This window comes from Paraburkholderia sp. LEh10, assembly GCF_017814945.1.
In the GTDB taxonomy this organism is placed as follows: Bacteria; Pseudomonadota; Gammaproteobacteria; order Burkholderiales; family Burkholderiaceae; genus Paraburkholderia.
In genome coordinates this window covers 157,498-175,078 of record NZ_JAGIPX010000001.1, presented here as the reverse complement: position 1 = coordinate 175,078, position 17,581 = coordinate 157,498, and the positions used below count along the sequence as shown (strand labels likewise).

Below are 17,581 nucleotides of genomic sequence, written 5' to 3'. Positions count from 1 at the left end.
AGCAAGCAATGAGCAAGTGGAACCTGGTTATCAAGGTCGGCCAATGCGAGAACTGCCAGAACTGCGTCATCGCTGCGCGCGATGAGCACGTTGGAAACGATTTCCCCGGTTACTCCGCGCCCGCCGAGGCCCGTGCCGAGAGCCCCGTTCGCATCCTGCGCCGCGTGCAGGGCGATTCCCACATGGTCGAAACGACGTACCTGCCGGTGATGTGCAATCACTGCGACGAAGCGCCCTGCATGCGTGTGGGCGGTGACGCGGTCCGCAAGCGCGCCGACGGCATCGTCATCATCGACCCGGACAAGGCACGAGGCCGGAAGGACATCGTCAAGTCCTGTCCGTACAAGGCGATCGTGTGGAACGAGGAACTGCAGCTACCGCAGACCTGGATCTTCGATGCGCACCTGCTGGACCAGGGCTGGCCACATCCGCGATGCGAACAGGCTTGCCCCACTGGCGTGTTCGAGACGGTCAGGCTCGATGACGCCGCGATGGCGGAAAAAGCCCGGCGCGAAGGGCTCCAGGTTTTGCGGCCGCACCTGGGCACGAAGCCTCGCGTGTGGTACGGCGGCCTCGAACGCTGGGAAAGCTGCTTCGTCGGTGGAAGTGTCAGTGCGCGGGTGGGCGGCGTCGTAGAGTGCGTCGCTGGTGCTGCCGCTGTCCTATATTCGGGCGGTCAGAGGGTTGCGGAAACAGTCTCCGACGCGTTCGGCGATTTCCGGTTCGACGGCCTCGCGAAAGATAGCGGCATCTACCGGATCGAGATTCACCATGCGATGGGCAATGCATCGCGTGAATGCGAACTGGGCGAAAGCGTGTACTTGGGCGAAATCAGCCTTGTGCAATCGACCCGCGCGGTCGAAGCCGCATGAGGCGCAACGGGGCCGCCCTTACCTGAAACAGCAGACCGCTCCGTCGCTGGCTTCAGGCAGGCCCAAAGCGGGCGAGCGAGCATGATGGGCAACCGGTTGCAGCCGCAGTAGGCGCTGCATGTACCAGGTCGACTCCTCGTTGATTCGTGCCCTCATTCTGTATATTGACGAATGCATCAGTTATGAGTCTAATATCGCTATTCCGCCGCATCGTGTCGACGGACTTGTTGAGAAACCGCCATCTGATTGGCTCGCTCCCTCGGCGAATCAAGACGGCGACGTCATCGTAAGCTATGCCATGAAGCCAGAACGCCTGACGCACGCGCGCAGAAGAGAGCAGACGCGGGAGCGCCTGTTTGACGCCGCACGAACCATCTTCCTGGAGAAGGGCGTGGCCGCTACGAGCGTGGAAGACATCGTTGAAGCCGCCGGTTATACGCGTGGCGCGTTCTACTCCAATTTCTGCGGCAAACAGGAACTGCTGACGGAGCTTTTGCGGCGCGATCGCGATGAGGCGCGGGCCAAACTGCAAGCCATCGTTGAGGATCGCGGCACGCCCGAGGAGGCGCAGGCGCGCGCGATCGCTTACTACAGCAGGGACTATGTCGAAAGCGATAGCTTCCCGCTCTGGGTCGAGGCGCAACTCCTTGCACGCCGCGACAACGCGTTTGGCGAGCGTGTTCGTGCGTTCCGGCGCGAAAAACTCCTGCAGGTCGGTGCCCACATACGGACGCTCGTGGCGGATGGCGACAGAGGGTTGTCCGTTGACGTAGACACGTTCGCGCTCAGCCTCGCGAGCCTGTGCGATGGCGTGCAGTTTCTCAGGATGTGCAATCCGCAGACAGCGACCGACCAGGCGATTCAATCCGTGCTAGCGCAATTCCTTTCGTGGGTGCTGTCGCGACAAGCGGGGGAGATACGGGTTGAAGAGCATCCTGCGAGCGCGACAGCGTCGTGCACCTGAACCTTTGAACGAGGTGGCAATGAATCACGATAGCAACGCGTCCCACAATTGCGATACCGAATGTGGCACCAACGACGGCATGAGCCTGGATTCCTCGGCGAAGGGTGCCGTCGTTGCGATTTCTCCCGCTTCTTCAGCGAATTGGGCATGGGCCCAATCCAGCGACTCATACGACTGGATGGATTGGCACAGTCCGTTTCCGGGCGTAACCCATGGCTGACTAATTGGGGCAATGCCCGGCTCTTCGGCGATCGCGAGTGGCGGCATGTCCGCTCGATCCGTCGTGTCGATGCGTCTCTGGGCGCCCGGAACGCCATGCTTACTGTTCATCGGATCCCGCGCTCACCGTGCGGTCGGGCATTCACGCCTGATGGTCCGAGCCGCGCGGCTTCTCCCGCCACACGACGACCAGGTTCCGATCCTGCGACGATGCACTGCGCGTGCGTAAGTCCCATGGCCCGGCCGTCTTTAACGTGTGTGTATCATTTTCTACGCTGACAAATAAGTCACATACGATTTCCGGCTCATGTACGACGGCGAAGCATACAACAGTTCAAGGAACTGATCTTGCTGGCCATCGGACACCTTTTGACGAGCAAGACGGAGACTACACGTGACGCAATCTGCCATGACAGTCATCGTTCGCCGCGAAGACCCACACTCTCAGGACGCACAGACTCTACTGGACGAACTCAGTGCGACGCTCGCTCTTTACTCGGGTGACGGCGGGCGATCGAGATTCAGCGTTGAAGAATTCTGTTCGGCTCGCGGCGCGTTCGTCGTCGCGAGAACGGTGCAAGGCGTGCCACTTGGCTGCGGAGCGTTCCGGCGACATGACGATGGCGTCGCGGAATTGAAGCGCATCTACAGCAGGCCGAATTCTTTGGGCGTCGGTGCAGCGATTCTGCAAATGCTGGAAGTCGAAGCCGTTACAGCCGGCTATCGAACGCTGGTGGCCGAAACGCGTGCGATCAACCGTCGCGCGATTGCCTTTTATGAGCGCAATGGTTTTACGCGTGTCGAACGTTTCGGAATATATGCTACCCAGAGCGACGCGCACTGCTTCGCCAAGCAGCTGGCCGAAGCGACCGGCTCCGATCAGATGGCCGGCAAGCATCTTGGCAACGACTCCACGACGCGCGGCGAACGCGATTGACTTGCATGGGTTCTGGTGCGCGAACGGATCGGTGATTGATGAGTGCGGCGTTCGGATGCGACGGGTCGGACGGTAGGTACGTGCGATGCTCGCCCGTGATGCAGCAACCAGGGCGACGAACGGAGGCGAACGTGAGAGCATTTTTGAGGGGTGTCGCGGCGGCGGCGCTCGGTGCCGCTGCGATGTACTACTTCGACAGTCAGTTGGGCAAGCGGCGACGGGCGATGCTGCGCGACAAGATGGGCGCGACCTCGCGCAGGATCAGGAAGAGCTCACAGGCTCAGGCGCGAAAGGTCGCTGGACGCGCGTATGGGATGCTGCACAACGCAGTATCGAGTGCGCCTGCCAGCGACCTGCAGCTGACGGAGCGCGCGCGTTCCAGACTGGGCCACGTAATCGCCAATCCGCGCTCGGTCGATGTTCGCGTGGACCACGGCGTGGCGTGCGTCGGCGGAGAAGTTCCCGCTGCCGACCACGATCGCGTTATACGGGAAATTGCGGCCGTCCCGGGCATCGAGCGGATCGAAGACTGCCTGTCGGTGCACGACGATCGGGGCAATTTGCCTGGCTTGCAGGGCGTGGCAAGACATGGACGCAATTGAGTACACGCTATGAAACGGGATCGATCCGAGAGCAGCCTTTAAATGAGCCAGTCTGCGCGTCTCGCGAGCCGTTGAGCTCGCTGATCGGCGATCAGCAGCGCTGGCTCGGTACGTCGACTGCAGGAACGTCTGTTGCGCAAATCGTATTGGCAAGTTCGGGATGACGACATGGTCACCGCGTGCCATTTGAGAAACGGAACTGAGAGGGCATGATGGCCTGCGAGATAGAAACATATCGGGGGTTTGTCGTCCTCATGCGGTTGGAACAGGCCGGCGCACGGCTGACCTGCAGCGTATCCTTCGCGCGCAGTGACGGACAGGAACCGCGCGAGGTGCCTCCAGCGTTTGCAGGTCACGCGAACAAAGAAAAGGCTAGTGCGCTTACTTTGACAGTGGCGATGCAGACGAGGGCGCGCGCGGTCATCGACGGGTGGCTCGAGCAGCAGTCGGCGAGCAGTCATTGATCACGCCGGCCATTCGGGAAGACGGGTTTCCGAGGCCTTCGCGGCAATCGCCGTCAGAGAACAGGTGTGTTCCGAATCCTTGCAGGGCGCGGGCCCCGTCGTGCGCAACGGCCTAATCGCGCTGGCCCTAAAAATTGGCGGTTAATGCTCACAAAGCGACATGCCATTTTGACAAACGCTGCGGTGAGCCGGTGGTGCAACGGGGAATCGTCGCGCTTTCGCCATCGCCCACCCGCCGAATTCACAACGCGGCGGTACTCCACGTCGATGTGCACGTCCCGGGAACGCCATATGCAGGTTGTTCGTGCTTTCGCGTCGGAGCACACGCCGACGCCCCGCTTGAGCAGGCGGGACGAGTGGACCCCGTTCCGCGTCTGCATGTATCCCCAAGATCAGCACCTAATGGAGTTGTCCGATGCGTATCGCACAGATCGCCCCTTTAGAAGAGGCCGTGCCCCCAGCACTTTATGGCGGAACAGAACGAGTAGTCTCATATTTGACGGAGGCGCTGGTCGCTCTCGGCCATGACGTCACGTTGTTCGCGAGCGGCGATTCACGCACGCGCGCGCACCTGGAGGCCGCTTGGCCGCATTCGCTACGCCTCGACCGTTCAATTTGCGATCCGCTCGCGCCGCATCTCGCGATGCTTGAACACGTCCGCCGCCGCGCACATGAGTTCGATATCCTTCATTTCCATCTCAGCTATCTGCCGTTTCCTGTCTTCTCGCAGATGCAAACGCCCTTCGTGACCACGCTGCACGGGCGTCTCGACTTGCCCGAGCTGCGGCCCGTTTTCGACCTGTTTCCTCAGGTGCCGGTGGTGTCAATCTCGGATTCTCAGAGGGCGCCTCTTCCCGCAGCAAACTGGCTCGATACCATCCACCACGGTGTGCCCGTGGATCTGCTGACCCCGCAGCCGCATGTGCGGCCGACCTACCTGGCCTTCCTCGGCCGGGCCTCTCCGGAAAAGCGCGTCGATCTCGCTGTCGAAATCGCCGCCCGCGCAGGGTTTCCCCTCAAGATCGCCGCAAAGGTCGACAAGGCCGACGAAGCCTATTTCCGGAAGGTTATCGAGCCGCTGCTGGCGCAGCCACATGTCGATTTCCTTGGCGAAATCAACGAGGTTGAGAAGTCCGAATTCCTGTCGGGCGCCCTTGCGCTGCTGTTCCCGATTGACTGGCCCGAACCGTTCGGTCTGGCAATGATCGAAGCGATGGCATGTGGCACGCCCGTCATCGCGTTCAAGCGCGGTTCTGTGCCAGAAGTGATCGAGCACGGCGTGACGGGTTACGTCGTCGACGATGTCGATGGGGCCGCGCGCGCCGCGACTCGACTCGCTGCTCTTTCGCGTAGCAAAGTGCGCGAGCGGTTCGAACATCGCTTCACTTCGACCACGATGGCGCAGCGCTATCTCGACGTCTATGCCAGCTTGACCGCGGCGACTCGCCCGCGGCTTCGGGCGGTCGCCGGGAGCGGTGGCCACGATAGTACGTTGGAACCATGAGCCCTGGCTGGTTATGCAACGTGATCGCGCTACGCCGCACGGCACGCTACACCCAACCCCCAAGCCGGTTCTTCCACCAGGTAGTGGACGATGCGTTCCGTCGCGCCGCAAGCGCGTGGCGGGACTGATCCGTATAACGGCGCTACCTGGGCGATGCACATGTCGGCTCTGTCCGAAGCGTGCTCCGCGCCGTCACCATCACGAGAGCGCGCGGCGCTGGCCGGTCACGTCGGTCGCGCCGGATTGCGAAGGTCAAGCACGCCGTCGAGCTGATCCAGCAAGTAGCGCGCGCGTTCGAGGCCCGCCCGTTGTGCTTCCTCACGTGTCTCCCAGAATGGTCCGATGCTCTCGGGTTCGTCCAGTTGCACGGGTTGTCCGTCACGCTCGACGTCAATGACGGCTCGCCAGTTGTCGCGGTCGTTGCGCTTAGCGTAGATGGTCACGTTGTAGCCGCGATACTCCAAGTACTCGCGCGGGGACTCGTCGGAGTGCGATAGGGAGGACATAGTAGGGCGTCTCACATCGGCGAATGATCGCGGTGATGATACTCGGCAAAAAGCCGGCAAGAAGCTGGCAACCAGACAGCAAAGAACGAGCAAACACAATGCCGTGGCAGCGACGCCAGCGCAAAGCGCCCTCGGGATCGAACTCCCCACCGACAACGTAGCGGGCTATTCCTCGTTACCGACTGCCTTCGAGACTGCAGCGGGGCTGTCGAACTCCTCGTCGGAGAGCGCGGCAAGTGCTTCCATGACATCTTCATCGGCGCCGTTTCCCTTCGCGGTCTTGAGCAGTTCTTCCTTCCTGGACGGATAGGAGGCGCCCTTCAATGCCTTTTGCACGTCGATGAACTTGCGGATTTGCGGATTCTTTGCGTCGGACGCGGTCATGATCGATCTCCCTGTAGTCGGCTGCGCAGCAGCGCGGCCCCGGCGAAGCCCACGGCCAGCGCAACATACACGCCGGCCAGCGAGCGGTTCGAAAGATGTTCGTCGAAGCCCGGCGTGAGCCGCTCGGGCACGACGTGGTAGTCGACGATATATGCGGTCGCGGCCGTCGCCGTCGCTGCCGTCGCGGTCGCCACGGGGTCGGTGCGACGCGCGCCGCGAGCGAGCCGAGCATTGACCGCCTCGAACAGCATCGCCCAAAAAACTGCCGACGCCTGATGAATCGCGAAACCTGTCAGTGTGAAGCGCGGGCTGAAGCCTGTTTCGCTGAACGCGCGGCGCGGCCAGAGGCAGTGCGTGACAGCATTGATCGGCGCGAGCATCGTCGAACCTTCGGAGGCTGCCCGCCAGGCGGCGAAGGCCGCCGCCAGCGTGCCTGCCGCAATGCCCGACTGCAACGCGCGGCGCGATACGGATTCGTTTTCTGCCTTCACGCTGCATTGGGCGCGCCTGATCGCTTTCATTGACGGTCTCCGCGCGCCACGAAGTCGATTCGAGGCGCGCAATGTCTGTGACGCTTGCGAATCTGCAAGCGATGTGCCGCACGGCGATATGAAGCCGATAGGCGTGTAGTAGTGGCTTGACATCGTCGTCGCTCACTGTGGCAAGGTCTGCATGTGCTCAGATTGCGCGTGCCGTGAACCTGCTTCGCGTGCGGACGAATGACTTCTATAGGCCAGGACCGGCGGATGCTGTAGCGAAGTCAGAGGACATGCCGTGAAGGCAGGAGTCGTCATCGGACAGGCGGAGCATCACGCGAAGCTTGTCGATACCCTGGTGCTCGCGCGCTACACGTTGAGGATGTTCGACGGTACGACGGTCTGCGGGCAGCGCACACCATGGAAAATCGAATGCGGCCCGGAAGTGGGCGGGCTCACGATGCGTTGCTGCAAATGCCGGGCGTCGACCTGAACCTGCCCATGTGGCTGCCGATAAGGGTATGCGACGACAGGTGAAGGAGCGATGGGACGCTGGAATTCGAGCCGCACAACGCGGATTCGTGCACGGGCCACAGCAGCCGGCGAAATGCCCGTCCTGATCGAGCCGCAGCTGGCTACGCTCGTGGAGCGTCATCCCACGGCGGGACAATGGTCGTATGAGATCAAGTTCGACGGCTACCGGATGCTGGCGCGCGTCGACGCGCGGCGTGTCAATCTGTTCACGCGCAACGGACATGACTGGACGGCCCGCATGCCGCGTCTGGCGCAAGCGCTGCAGGCTATCCCGGCCGATAGCGCGTGGATCGATGGGGAAGCCGTCGTGCTCGATTCATCCGGCAAGCCGGATTTCAATGCGCTGCAGAATGCTTTCGATCGGCGCAGTACTGCGAACATCGTTTTGTTCGTGTTCGATCTGCTGTGGTTCAACGGTGCGGATATTCGGGAACAGCCGCTGCGAGCCCGCCGAGAGCTGCTCCGGCGGCTGATGGACGAAGTCGATAGCCCGCTGCTGCGATTTTCCGACGACTTTGCGCAGGACCCTGCGTCGCTCGTCGCGTCGGCGTGCAAGATGAAGCTCGAAGGCATCATCGGCAAGCGCGCGGACGCGCCGTATCGTTCGGGCCGTTCGACCGACTGGATCAAGCTCAAATGCAACCTGCGACAAGAGTTCGTGGTAGGCGGATTCACGCGCGTGAAGGGCGCAAAGTCGGGGGTTCGTTCGCTGCTGCTCGGCGTACATGAAGATGACGGCTCGCTTCGTTACGCGGGCCACGTCGCGCCGCATCTGCCCCCTGCCCGTGCAGCAGCGTTTGCGAGGCGCGCCGCGTCGCTTGCGCAGCCGAAACCTTCGTTTTATAACGCGCCAGAACCGGAGCGCGATCGCGAGTTTCACTGGCTCAGCCCGGATGTGATCGCGGAGGTCTCGTTTCTCGAATGGACGCCCGCGGGCGAAGTGCGCCATCCTGTTTTTCATGCGTTGCGCGAAGATAAACCCGCGAGCGCCGTCACCGAAGAGAAAATTATCGACGACCCCGACCTCGAGCATGTGGGATCGACCCGGGTTCGTCCGGGCTCGCGAGGAACGGTCATCATCGGCGATGTGAAGATCAGCAACCCGCAGCGCGTGATGGACGAAGTGACGGGCCACACCAAGCTCGACATGGTGCGGTATTACGACGAGATCGCCGAGTGGGCGCTGCCCCATCTGCATTGCAGGCCGCTCGCATTGGTGCGCGCGCCCGACGGCATCCAGAAGGAGCTGTTCTTTCAGAAGCACAGCGAACGCGCCCGCATTCCCGGCGTTCGGGAACTGCCGCGCGAACTTCATCCCGGACATCCTCCGCTGCTTGTCGCGAACAGTCGCGAGGCACTGGTCGGACTCGCGCAGATGAGCGTCGTCGAACTGCATTCATGGAATGCCGTGGCGCCCGACCTCGATCACCCCGACCGGGTGATCTTCGACCTCGATCCGGACCCGTCATTGCCGTGGGCTGCGATGCTCGAAGCCGCAACCTTGGTGAAGGTCGTGCTGGATGAAATCGGCCTTCGGTCGTTCGCGAAGACGAGCGGCGGCAAAGGATTCCACATCGTCGTGCCGCTTACGCGTCGTCAAGGCTGGGACGAACTCAAGGCGTTCTCACAGGCCGTCGCCCAGCATATGGCGCGCGTCGTCCCGCAGAAGTTCTCGGCAGTGCTGGGCGCGAGGAACCGCGTCGGCAAGATCTTCATCGACTATCTGCGCAACGGCAAGGGGGCAAGTACCGTTGCGCCTTTTTCGGTCCGAGCGCGCTCGGGGATGGCCGTGTCGATGCCCGTTGCGTGGGACGAACTGTCCGACGTGCAGCGCGGCGACCAATGGACGATGTCGCAAGCGATCAAACGGCAACGCTCGCTCGGCGCCGACCCGTGGGAAGGCTACTGGCGCACACGCCAGGGCATCACCGCCGCGATGCGGCGCGCGGTGCGCATCAAGCGTTAGCGACGGACTCGATGACGCCAGCGGGTTGTCCCCCGTCAGGCCATTCGTGCGGGGCGACGCTTGCCGCCGAAAATCCGCGCTACGCCGCACGCGAGCAAAGTCACCAGCAGGGCAGTCGCGACAGGGAACGTACCTGCTGTATTCACCGCGACCTCGACGGGATGTTCGCCGAGCAGTTGCATGCGCCGGCGCGTCATCTCTGCGCCCAGCGTGCGCAACTCGGGTCCGAGCGCACGTTCCGCGAGAGGCAGGAGCCGGGTTTCCTCATCGGCGACATGGTGCATGGTGTCGCGCATCAACTTCATGAACAGCGAGTCGTACGCTGCATTTTCGGGTCCCATGGCGCGCAGCTTACCGATGACCTCGCGCAGCGCGTCATGCTCCGGCCGGCTCTTGTTCAGGATGTCGTCAGTCGGTGCGATGCGCGCGAGGGCGGGGTAGAAAATCTCTTCTTCCAACTGGGCGTGAATTTCAAGCGCTCTGCAAACGGAGGTGACGATCGCGCGCTTGCGCCACCATGCGGTTTCGTTACCGTAACGATGAAACGCAGCAACGACATGGGTATGATCGAGACGAATCATCGTCGTGATGGTGGGTACGTAGGGCACGGTAGGGACCTCTCAATGGTGCGGACGCGGCGACGGACCGTTCGCGTTTTCAGGCAGCATGCTTCGTTCCCGCGGGCGCTCAATAAGGTCGTTCGCGCCCACTCGCTCGCGAGCCACTAGACGATCCTGACCGGGATCGACTTCGCACCCGGCACCTTGCTTTCCTCGGCGTAGTGCCATAGTGGCAGGAGAACATTGCATTCCGGGTAGTAACCGCCGATACAACCCTCCGGTATCTCATACGCCTTGATCCTGAGCCCTTCGAGGCGTCGTTCGATTCCGTCGTCGGCGATCGTCTGCAGCGTCACCTTCTGTCCTTCTTGCAGATGATGCTTCTCGATGTCCGTCTTATTCATCAGAATGACCATGCGCGTATCCTTCACGCCCCGAAAGCGGTCGTCGAGGCTGTAGATGGTCGTGTTGAACTGGCTGTCGCTGCGTAGCGTCATCAGACGCAGGGCGTCCGGCATTTTCTCTGGCATGTCGGGGTCTTCCCCCAACGAACGGGGGGTGAGGAACTCCGCCTTTCCCGACTTTGTTTTCCACTCCCGATGGCGGGCCGGAACCGGACGGTGGAATCCTCCCGGCGTCCACATACGTTCATTGAAGTCGTGGAAAATATCCGGATATGTCGTCGCAATCTGGTCGCGCACGACGGAATAGTCGTCGCGCCACGCGTCCCAGTCGACGGTAGAGCGCTCGCCCAGCGTCGCTTTCGCGATGCCCGCGACGATGTATGGCTCGGGGCGAGCCTTTTCGCTAGCGGGTTCCGCGACGCCTCTCGAACCATGCATGCAGCCCGTGCTGTCTTCCATCGAGACGGCCTGATCGCCAAGGGGCGTACGGTGAATCTCGATCCGGCTCAAGCACGGAAGAACATACGACACTTTGCCATGAACGAGGTGACTGCGATTGAGCTTGGTCGCCACATTGACGGTGAGGTGCAGGCGCGCCCATGCAGGTTCCGTTTGCAGCCGGTCCGGTACGGAGCGTACGAGATTGCCGCCCAGATTGACGACGGCTTTTACGTCGCCTTTTACCATGGCTTCAAATGCTTCAACGGTGTTCAGCCCTTTCTTCGTTGGCGGCTCGAACGAGAACTGCTTTGCGAGCTGATCGAGCGGGGCGAGCTCCGGATTCTCGGTGATGCCCACGGTACGCTGGCCTTGCACGTTCGAGTGCCCGCGCACAGGCGAGGGGCCCGCGCCCGGCTTGCCGATGTTCCCGCGCAGCAATAACAGGTTGGTGAGCATACGTATGTTCTGCACACCCAGCCGGTGCTGCGTCAAACCCATCCCATAGTGCGCCATCACCGCGTTGGCGCGCATATATTCGCCGGCCGCGTCGAGCAACGCAGCGCGCGTCAGGCCGCTGACACGCTCGATCTCGCTCCAGTCCGCCGCCCGTGCGTAGGCAGCGAACTCGTCGAAGCCGGTCGTGTGTTCGTCGATGAATGCCACATCGACTACACGGGGCAAGCCCTGCGCTTTTGCCCGATCATCGGCTTCGATGACGGCCTTGCAGAGGCCGAGGATCGCGGCCGTGTCGCCGCCCGTCTTGACCTGATGATATTGCGTGCTGATCTGCGTCTCGGCGGGCGTCAACATCTGCGCGGGCGACTGCGGATTTGCGAAGGAAACGAGACCGGGCTCGCGCAGCGGATTGAAGGTGATGATGGGAACGCCGCGCTTGCGCGCATCCTGCAACTGGTGAAGCATGCGCGGACTATTCGTGCCGACATTCTGTCCGAAGAAAAACATCAGGTCGGTTTTCTCGAAGTCATCGAGTGTGATCGTGCCGACACCTACGCCGATCGCTTCCTTCAAACCCACGCTGGTGCTTTCATGGCACATGTTCGAGCTATCGGGCAGATTGTTGCAGCCATACATTCGCACGAAAAGCTGATACATGTACGACGTTTCGAGCGACGCCCGCCCCGACGTATAAAAGACGACGCTCTCCGGGTCGAGCGCGTTCAGTTCCCGGCCGATCTCGCGAAACGCGTCTTCCCAGCTGACTTCGACATATGTGTCAGTACCCGCGTCGTATTTCATTGGGGCAGTGAGTCTGCCCGCTTCCTCCAGGTCATGATCGTGCCAGTTGAGCAACGATGTCACGGTGTTGAGTTCAAAGAACTCCGGCGTCATGCGCTTTGCCGTCGTATCCCATGCGGTCGCTTTCGCTCCGCTTTCGCAGAACTCGAACGTGTGAGGATCGGCCGGCTTCGCCCACGAACAGCTCACGCACATGAACCCGTCCGGCTTGTTCTGCTTGAGCAGGATTGTGCTGTCCTTGATCGCGACTTTTTCCTGCCTCAAGATTGTCGCTACCGACTTCAACGAACCCCATCCGCCGGACGCAAACGGATACGACCGGCTCTTGTTAACGTTGCCCATGGCGAGAAGCTCCGGAGAAATAGCACGATGTGACATAACGAGCAATCTCCATTCCTGACCGTTGACGTGCGGCGGCAAGCGCGAGCGGCCCGGCGTTGCCCGGCGGCGAAAAACCGGAATGCGGCTTGCTGGCGCTTGCTGGCATCAGGCAGCAGGACGGCCGCGGTGGCCCGTCATACGATGGAGCGGCCAATGGAAACAGGCATTGATCTGGCGCGATCGCAATTCGGATTCACCATAGGGCTGCATATCGTGCTGGCGGCGTTTTCGATCGGCCTCGCCAATTACCTGATGGTGCTCGAAGCGCTGTGGCTGCGGACGGGGCGGCAAGTCTACATCGACGTCTACAACTACTGGTTGAAACCGTTTGCGCTGACCTTCGCGGTCGGCGCTGTGTCGGGCATCGTGATGGAATATCAGTTCGGCACGAACTGGGCAGCGTTCGCGGTGCGCACCGGCCCGATCATCGGACCGATGATGATGTACGAGATCGTGGTCGCGTTTTTTCTCGATAGCGGCTTTCTCGGCGTCATGCTGTTCGGCATGAAGAAGGTGGGGCGGAAACTGCACTTCGGCGCCACCATCCTCGTGGCAATCGGGTCGATACTCAGCGCCTTCTGGATTCTCTCGGCGAATTCGTGGATGCACACGCCCGCGGGCTACCAGATGGGCGCAGACGGACGCTTTCTCCCGGTCGACTGGTGGGCGATCGTATTCAATCCCTCGTTCCCATACCGCCTCGTGCATATGACGCTCGCGGCATTTCTCGCTACGGCGTTCTTCGTCGGCGGGGTAGGCGCATGGCATCTGCTGCGAGATCGCCATGCACACGGCGCGCGCACCATGCTGTCGATGTCGCTATGGATGGCATTGTTCGCAGCACCGCTGCAACTGCTGGCCGGCGATAAACACGGCGAAAACACGCTCGAGCATCAGCCGCAGAAAGTCGCCGCGATGGAAGGCGATTGGGAGGCTCGAGCGCCGGGAAGCGGCGAACCGATGGTGCTCTTCGCCGTTCCGGACATGCGCGAGCGCCGCAACCACTACGAGGTGTCAATTCCGCGCGTCGCGTCGCTCTACCTGCGCCACAATCTGTCAGGCACGATACGTGGCCTGAAAGAGTTTCCACCGTCCGATATTCCGCCCGTCCCGACCGTGTTCTTCGCGTTTCGCGCGATGGTCGGGCTTGGGTTGCTGATGATTGCGGCGGGCATCGCGGGGCTCGTGCTGAGATTGAAACGCCGCCTGTACGACGCGACATGGCTTCATCGTGCGATGGTAGCGATGAGCCCCGCAGGCTTTGTCGCGATGCTCGCAGGGTGGACCGTAACCGAGGTCGGACGTCAGCCATGGACCGTGTACGGCACGCTGCCCACCTCGCAAAGCATCTCGCCGCAAATCGGCTGGCAGACCGTCGCGTGGTCGCTGGGTGCGACGGTTGCGCTCTATGTCGTGATGTTCGGCATCGGGCTTTACTACCTCACTCGTCTGCTGGCGCGGCCGCCGAAGGAAGGCGAGCAGGGACCCCATCCGTCGCTCGTTCAGCATATCCGGCCGCGCGCAGAGACAGCTCCGGCGCACGGGGCAGGCAAATGACGAACGCGCTCGCCCACACCGACTGGCTGTCGCTCGCGGCCGCGGGAACGCTTGCGTTCGCGGTGCTCATGTACGTGCTGCTGGACGGCACCGACCTTGGCGTAGGCGTGCTGTTTGTCAGCGAGCGGAATCCGGCGCATCGGGAGGTCATGGTCGAGACGATCTTGCCCGTCTGGGACGGCAACGAAACGTGGATCGTGCTTGGCGGCGGCGGGCTCATTGCGATGTTTCCGCCCGTCTACAGTGCGCTGCTCACTGCCATGTACCCTGTGATCTTCGCGATGCTGTTCGCTCTGATTCTGCGCGGCGTCGCGATCGAATTTCGAGGCGAAGCGACGGCGCGTGCGAAGTCGCGTTGGGACGCGGTCATGCAGACAGGGTCCACGATCGCCGCATTCTGCCAGGGCGTTCTCGTCGGTTCGCTCGTGCAGGGCATTCGCACGGTCCGAGCCACATACCAGGGCGGACCTTGGGACTGGCTCGGGGCATTTACGCTCTTTTGCGGCGTCGCATTAGCGCTCGGGTATGCGTGGCTGGGTGCAAGCTGGCTGATCTGGCGCACCGAAGGCATCCTGCAGCAGCATGCGAGACGGGCGAGCCTGATGCTCGGAATTGCGACGGCGGCTTGCACCGCGACCGTTTCCGTATGGACGCTGCATCTGAACGACGGCTACGCGCATCGGTGGAAAGATGACTTCGGAGGTATGGCATTGCCCGTCGCGGTATTCGTCTTTGCTTTATTGGCCACGGGCTTCGTCTACGCCGTTGCCAGACGGCGGGCGTTCGCACCGCTCGTGTTCGCGCTCTTCTGGTTCGTCTTTGCACTGCTGTGCGTGCTCTACACGATATTTCCGTTTGTGTTGCCGCCATCGATCACCATCGCGCAAGGCAGTTCTCCGCCGCATACGCAGGCGTTCGTGCTTGGCGGATCGTCGGTACTCGTGCCCGCCGTGCTCATTTACAGCACCTTCGCTTTCTGGGTCTTTCGGGGCAAGGTGACCTCAGCCGGCCGAGGACACAAGTAGGTTCGCGTCGACTCCTGCCGTAACCATTTTCATTGCAGTTCTGCGGAACGTGGTCCAGCCAACGACGTCGCTCGACCACGGAGCGATTCGCCACATGCGTGCTTAAAGGCGCGGCCCAGGGAGCGGCCTATCGGTGGCGGCCCATCGGTGAGCATCAGTTATGCCGCGGCTGGCCTGGCGGATGATTGTGCCAGCAGAGATTCTTAGCCGATGGACAGGCGCGATAGCACGCGACAGATAGTCGGCGGCACGGCGCTTGCGGAACGCGTTGCTCTCACAAACAGGAGGGCGTCATGAGCATCTTCGGCAACATCATGAACACGATATTTGGCCACCACGCGAGTGGCGCAGCGGCCGCATCGCAGGCACCGGGGGCGACTACCGCGCCTGCCGGGCAACAGGCATCGCCTGCGGGCACGCCGCCTGCAACCGCGAGCAGCGGCGCGGGCGCGACCACCTCCACGGCAGCTTCGATACCAGCTCAGCCTGCGGTACAGCCTGCCGCGCCCCGGCAGGAAGTCGACGTTGAGGCCGTGCTTACCCGGATGCAGGCCAATCATGGCGAGCAGCTCAACTGGCGAACGTCCATCGTCGACCTGCTGAAGTTGCTCGGCCTGGACAGCAGCCTGGCTGCGCGCAAGGAACTCGCGTCGGAGCTTCACTATAGCGGCAGCACGGACGATTCAGCAGCGATGAACATCTGGCTGCACAAGCAGGTGATTCAGAAGCTCGCCGAGAACGGCGGCAAGGTGCCCGACGATCTCAAGAACTGAACCACATCGGGGCCGACCCGCGCTCGCGCGGGGTATTACCCGAAGCCGGGGGCGATGACCGGTGGGATCGAAGCGCGCCCGCCGTGCTGCGTAGAGTCGAAAGGAGGAAGCGATGAATGTGGCGAGGCAGGTAGTGTCATTTCTCGGCTCGCGCGGCCTGAAACTGGTCACGGCCGAATCATGTACGGCCGGGCTGATCGCATCGTGTCTGGCTGAGGTTCCGGGCAGCGGAGCATGTCTGGACGTTGGGTTTGTCACGTACTCGCCGTCGGGCAAGGCGGGCTTTCTCGGCGTGCAGCATGCAACGATGCAGGCTCATGGCCTGACGAGCGAACCCGTTGCACGTGAGATGGCGGAAGGGGCCCTGCAGCAGGGCGCCGTTTGCGCTGACGTTGCCGTGTCCAATACGGGTGTTGCCGATGGTGTGTCCTCGAGCGGACCGCCTCCCGGTACGCAATGTTTCGCATGGGCCTACCGGCTGCGCGATGGGGGCATCGCTACTTTCACCGAGACCCGCCAGTTTTCGGGCAGCCGTAACGAGATCAGGCGTCAAGCCGCGCGCTACGCATTGTCTCGCGTCGAGCACTATTTCAATGCCCTCGGAGCCCGCCGATGATCCCGGACACGTTTGCACGACCGGCGGCCCGGACGTTTCGGGCAGCAGTGTGTGCTCTCGCCGCGGTAACGCCGCGGTGCAGAGCGCATTACCGATACGGAGATCGAACATGACTGTCGATGTGTCAGCATTCCAGCGCGACTGGCAGGAGCAGGTGATCCACGAGCTATGCGTGCCTGTGCATTTCGACGCAAACGCCGAACGCGAACGGCGCGTCGAGTTCCTCAGCGGTTACCTGTATTCGAACGGGCTGCGCACATACGTCCTCGGCATCAGCGGAGGCGTTGATTCGTCGACGGCGGGGCGGCTCGCGCAACTCAGTGTGGAGCGGCTGCGCGCGAAAGGCTATGAAGCGCATTTTCTCGCCGTGCGCCTGCCGTACGGCGAGCAACGCGACGAAGCGGATGCGCAGCACGCGCTGGACTTCATCCGCCCGGATGAGGTGTTGACGGTCAATGTGAAAGAACCGTCCGATGCGATGCTGTCCGCGCTCAAGCGCGCGGGGGCGCAGTACACCGACGACTTCCATGAAGACTTCGTGCTCGGCAACATCAAGGCGCGGCAGAGGATGATCGCGCAGTACGCAATCGCGGGTGCGAGAGCAGGCGTCGTGATCGGAACGGACCATGCAGCCGAGTCTCTGATGGGCTTTTTCACCAAGTTCGGAGACGGTGCCGCGGATATTCTCCCGCTCGCCGGGTTGACGAAACGACGGGTGCGGGAGTTGGCGCGAGCGCTAGGCGCGCCCGATCATCTGGTGATGAAAGTGCCGACTGCCGACCTTGAAACGCTGACGCCGCAACGACCCGACGAAGACAGCTACGGGATCGGCTATGACGAGATCGACGATTTCCTCGAAGGCAAATCCGTCAGCGACGAGGTCTTGACCACGATCCGGCGCTTCTACATGGCGACGCGTCACAAGCGCGCATTGCCTGTGACGCCGGACTGAACAAGCCAACGTGTCGCTGCTTTCCATGGGGCGGGCCGAAAGGCAAATCCGCCTCAATGCCTGCAGTCAGTTCCGCTCTGGCGCTGACGACGATGTTGTACACCTGTCGCCAGTACGACCGCGCTGCTTCCATGGCGGCTTGCGAGCGCTTTGCGTGCAATGCGAACAGCTGCTGTGGTGCGCGAAT

Annotated in this window: 19 protein-coding genes; 12 read left to right on the top strand and 7 right to left on the bottom strand. The window is 62.1% G+C overall.

The genetic code is table 11. From position 1 onward, the window contains the following. The first annotated feature begins 8 nt into the window (after positions 1–8). Together J8I87_RS00875 and J8I87_RS00870 are read left to right on the top strand one after the other, a co-directional pair. A complete protein-coding gene (locus tag J8I87_RS00875; RefSeq protein WP_209929553.1) occupies positions 9–872 on the top strand; it encodes a 4Fe-4S dicluster domain-containing protein in 864 nt (287 codons plus the stop codon). A 118-nt stretch (positions 873–990) separates the two neighbouring features. Then, positions 991–1,836, top strand: coding sequence for a TetR/AcrR family transcriptional regulator (locus J8I87_RS00870; protein ID WP_245253615.1), 846 nt, complete (start codon positions 991–993; stop codon positions 1,834–1,836). A 24-nt stretch (positions 1,837–1,860) separates the two neighbouring features. Here J8I87_RS00870 and J8I87_RS00865 read toward each other — a convergent pair whose 3' ends face one another. Continuing rightward, a complete protein-coding gene (locus J8I87_RS00865; RefSeq protein ID WP_209929552.1) occupies positions 1,861–2,166 on the bottom strand; it encodes a hypothetical protein in 306 nt (101 codons plus the stop codon). Positions 2,167–2,464: 298 nt separating this feature from the next. Between J8I87_RS00865 and J8I87_RS00860 the strand changes: the two genes are divergently transcribed. The 3 genes from J8I87_RS00860 (at position 2,465) to J8I87_RS00850 (ending at position 5,562) form a co-directional block, all read left to right on the top strand. Then, complete coding sequence (locus J8I87_RS00860; protein ID WP_209929551.1) at positions 2,465–2,992, top strand: GNAT family N-acetyltransferase; 528 nt, start codon at positions 2,465–2,467, stop codon at positions 2,990–2,992. 131 nt (positions 2,993–3,123) lie between these two features. Further along, positions 3,124–3,594, top strand: a complete 471-nt coding sequence (locus J8I87_RS00855) for a BON domain-containing protein (protein ID WP_209929550.1) — start codon at positions 3,124–3,126, stop codon at positions 3,592–3,594. An 879-nt stretch (positions 3,595–4,473) separates the two neighbouring features. After that, entirely contained in the window at positions 4,474–5,562 is a 1,089-nt protein-coding gene (locus J8I87_RS00850; protein WP_209929549.1) for a glycosyltransferase family 4 protein, read from the top strand. Between the two features lie 224 nt (positions 5,563–5,786). Here J8I87_RS00850 and J8I87_RS00845 read toward each other — a convergent pair whose 3' ends face one another. The 3 genes from J8I87_RS00845 to J8I87_RS00835 all read right to left on the bottom strand — a co-directional run bounded on the left by J8I87_RS00845 (position 5,787) and on the right by J8I87_RS00835 (position 6,973). After that, on the bottom strand, positions 5,787–6,068 hold the full coding sequence (locus J8I87_RS00845) for a DUF6566 family protein (RefSeq protein ID WP_313063647.1): 282 nt from the start codon (positions 6,066–6,068) through the stop codon (positions 5,787–5,789). Between the two features lie 165 nt (positions 6,069–6,233). Continuing rightward, complete coding sequence (locus J8I87_RS00840) at positions 6,234–6,452, bottom strand: DUF2795 domain-containing protein (RefSeq protein WP_209929547.1); 219 nt, start codon at positions 6,450–6,452, stop codon at positions 6,234–6,236. Next, on the bottom strand, positions 6,449–6,973 hold the full coding sequence (locus J8I87_RS00835; RefSeq protein ID WP_209929546.1) for a hypothetical protein: 525 nt from the start codon (positions 6,971–6,973) through the stop codon (positions 6,449–6,451). The genes J8I87_RS00840 and J8I87_RS00835 overlap by 4 nt, the downstream gene beginning before the upstream one ends. 253 nt (positions 6,974–7,226) lie before the next feature. On the opposite strand from J8I87_RS00835, the gene J8I87_RS00830 reads away from it, so the two are divergent. Continuing rightward, on the top strand, positions 7,227–7,421 hold the full coding sequence (locus J8I87_RS00830) for a hypothetical protein (protein ID WP_209929545.1): 195 nt from the start codon (positions 7,227–7,229) through the stop codon (positions 7,419–7,421). Between the two features lie 51 nt (positions 7,422–7,472). Further along, positions 7,473–9,428: a DNA ligase D gene (gene ligD / locus J8I87_RS00825; RefSeq protein ID WP_209929544.1), complete on the top strand. Its 1,956-nt coding sequence runs from the start codon at positions 7,473–7,475 to the stop codon at positions 9,426–9,428. A 35-nt stretch (positions 9,429–9,463) separates the two neighbouring features. Here the strand turns inward: ligD and J8I87_RS00820 are convergent, their stop codons facing one another. Together J8I87_RS00820 and J8I87_RS00815 are read right to left on the bottom strand one after the other, a co-directional pair. Beyond that, complete coding sequence (locus tag J8I87_RS00820; protein WP_209929699.1) at positions 9,464–10,009, bottom strand: hemerythrin domain-containing protein; 546 nt, start codon at positions 10,007–10,009, stop codon at positions 9,464–9,466. Positions 10,010–10,152: 143 nt separating this feature from the next. After that, entirely contained in the window at positions 10,153–12,432 is a 2,280-nt protein-coding gene (locus J8I87_RS00815; RefSeq protein ID WP_209929543.1) for an FdhF/YdeP family oxidoreductase, read from the bottom strand. Positions 12,433–12,624: 192 nt separating this feature from the next. On the opposite strand from J8I87_RS00815, the gene J8I87_RS00810 reads away from it, so the two are divergent. From J8I87_RS00810 to nadE, 5 genes are all read left to right on the top strand, one after another. Next, positions 12,625–14,028 carry a cytochrome ubiquinol oxidase subunit I gene (locus J8I87_RS00810; RefSeq protein ID WP_209929542.1) on the top strand — a complete coding sequence of 468 codons (1,404 nt, stop codon included), beginning with the start codon at positions 12,625–12,627 and terminating at the stop codon, positions 14,026–14,028. Beyond that, a complete protein-coding gene (gene cydB, locus J8I87_RS00805; RefSeq protein WP_209929541.1) occupies positions 14,025–15,053 on the top strand; it encodes a cytochrome d ubiquinol oxidase subunit II in 1,029 nt (342 codons plus the stop codon). Before J8I87_RS00810 ends, cydB begins: the two co-directional genes overlap by 4 nt. A gap of 293 nt (positions 15,054–15,346) precedes the next feature. After that, entirely contained in the window at positions 15,347–15,826 is a 480-nt protein-coding gene (locus tag J8I87_RS00800; RefSeq protein WP_209929540.1) for a DUF3597 domain-containing protein, read from the top strand. 112 nt (positions 15,827–15,938) lie between these two features. Then, complete coding sequence (locus J8I87_RS00795) at positions 15,939–16,442, top strand: CinA family protein (protein ID WP_209929539.1); 504 nt, start codon at positions 15,939–15,941, stop codon at positions 16,440–16,442. A 109-nt stretch (positions 16,443–16,551) separates the two neighbouring features. Then, positions 16,552–17,394 carry an ammonia-dependent NAD(+) synthetase gene (nadE, locus tag J8I87_RS00790; protein ID WP_209929538.1) on the top strand — a complete coding sequence of 281 codons (843 nt, stop codon included), beginning with the start codon at positions 16,552–16,554 and terminating at the stop codon, positions 17,392–17,394. Here the strand turns inward: nadE and J8I87_RS00785 are convergent. Continuing rightward, a complete protein-coding gene (locus J8I87_RS00785; protein ID WP_313063655.1) occupies positions 17,312–17,581 on the bottom strand; it encodes a phasin family protein in 270 nt (89 codons plus the stop codon). The two genes, nadE and J8I87_RS00785, sit on opposite strands and share 83 nt — an antisense overlap.

What these genes read in the sequence shown, in the direction of transcription:
- J8I87_RS00875 (WP_209929553.1), top strand. Translation starts at nt 9, where the DNA reads ATGAGCAAGTGGAACCTGGTTATCAAGGTCGGCCAATGCGAGAACTGC.
- J8I87_RS00870 (WP_245253615.1), top strand. Translation starts at nt 991, where the DNA reads ATGTACCAGGTCGACTCCTCGTTGATTCGTGCCCTCATTCTGTATATT.
- J8I87_RS00865 (WP_209929552.1), bottom strand. Translation starts at nt 2,166, where the DNA reads ATGAACAGTAAGCATGGCGTTCCGGGCGCCCAGAGACGCATCGACACG.
- J8I87_RS00860 (WP_209929551.1), top strand. Translation starts at nt 2,465, where the DNA reads ATGACAGTCATCGTTCGCCGCGAAGACCCACACTCTCAGGACGCACAG.
- J8I87_RS00850 (WP_209929549.1), top strand. Translation starts at nt 4,474, where the DNA reads ATGCGTATCGCACAGATCGCCCCTTTAGAAGAGGCCGTGCCCCCAGCA.
- J8I87_RS00845 (WP_313063647.1), bottom strand. Translation starts at nt 6,068, where the DNA reads ATGTCCTCCCTATCGCACTCCGACGAGTCCCCGCGCGAGTACTTGGAG.
- J8I87_RS00840 (WP_209929547.1), bottom strand. Translation starts at nt 6,452, where the DNA reads ATGACCGCGTCCGACGCAAAGAATCCGCAAATCCGCAAGTTCATCGAC.
- J8I87_RS00835 (WP_209929546.1), bottom strand. Translation starts at nt 6,973, where the DNA reads ATGAAAGCGATCAGGCGCGCCCAATGCAGCGTGAAGGCAGAAAACGAA.
- ligD (WP_209929544.1), top strand. Translation starts at nt 7,473, where the DNA reads ATGGGACGCTGGAATTCGAGCCGCACAACGCGGATTCGTGCACGGGCC.
- J8I87_RS00820 (WP_209929699.1), bottom strand. Translation starts at nt 10,009, where the DNA reads ATGATTCGTCTCGATCATACCCATGTCGTTGCTGCGTTTCATCGTTAC.
- J8I87_RS00815 (WP_209929543.1), bottom strand. Translation starts at nt 12,432, where the DNA reads ATGGGCAACGTTAACAAGAGCCGGTCGTATCCGTTTGCGTCCGGCGGA.
- J8I87_RS00810 (WP_209929542.1), top strand. Translation starts at nt 12,625, where the DNA reads ATGGAAACAGGCATTGATCTGGCGCGATCGCAATTCGGATTCACCATA.
- cydB (WP_209929541.1), top strand. Translation starts at nt 14,025, where the DNA reads ATGACGAACGCGCTCGCCCACACCGACTGGCTGTCGCTCGCGGCCGCG.
- J8I87_RS00800 (WP_209929540.1), top strand. Translation starts at nt 15,347, where the DNA reads ATGAGCATCTTCGGCAACATCATGAACACGATATTTGGCCACCACGCG.
- J8I87_RS00795 (WP_209929539.1), top strand. Translation starts at nt 15,939, where the DNA reads ATGAATGTGGCGAGGCAGGTAGTGTCATTTCTCGGCTCGCGCGGCCTG.
- nadE (WP_209929538.1), top strand. Translation starts at nt 16,552, where the DNA reads ATGACTGTCGATGTGTCAGCATTCCAGCGCGACTGGCAGGAGCAGGTG.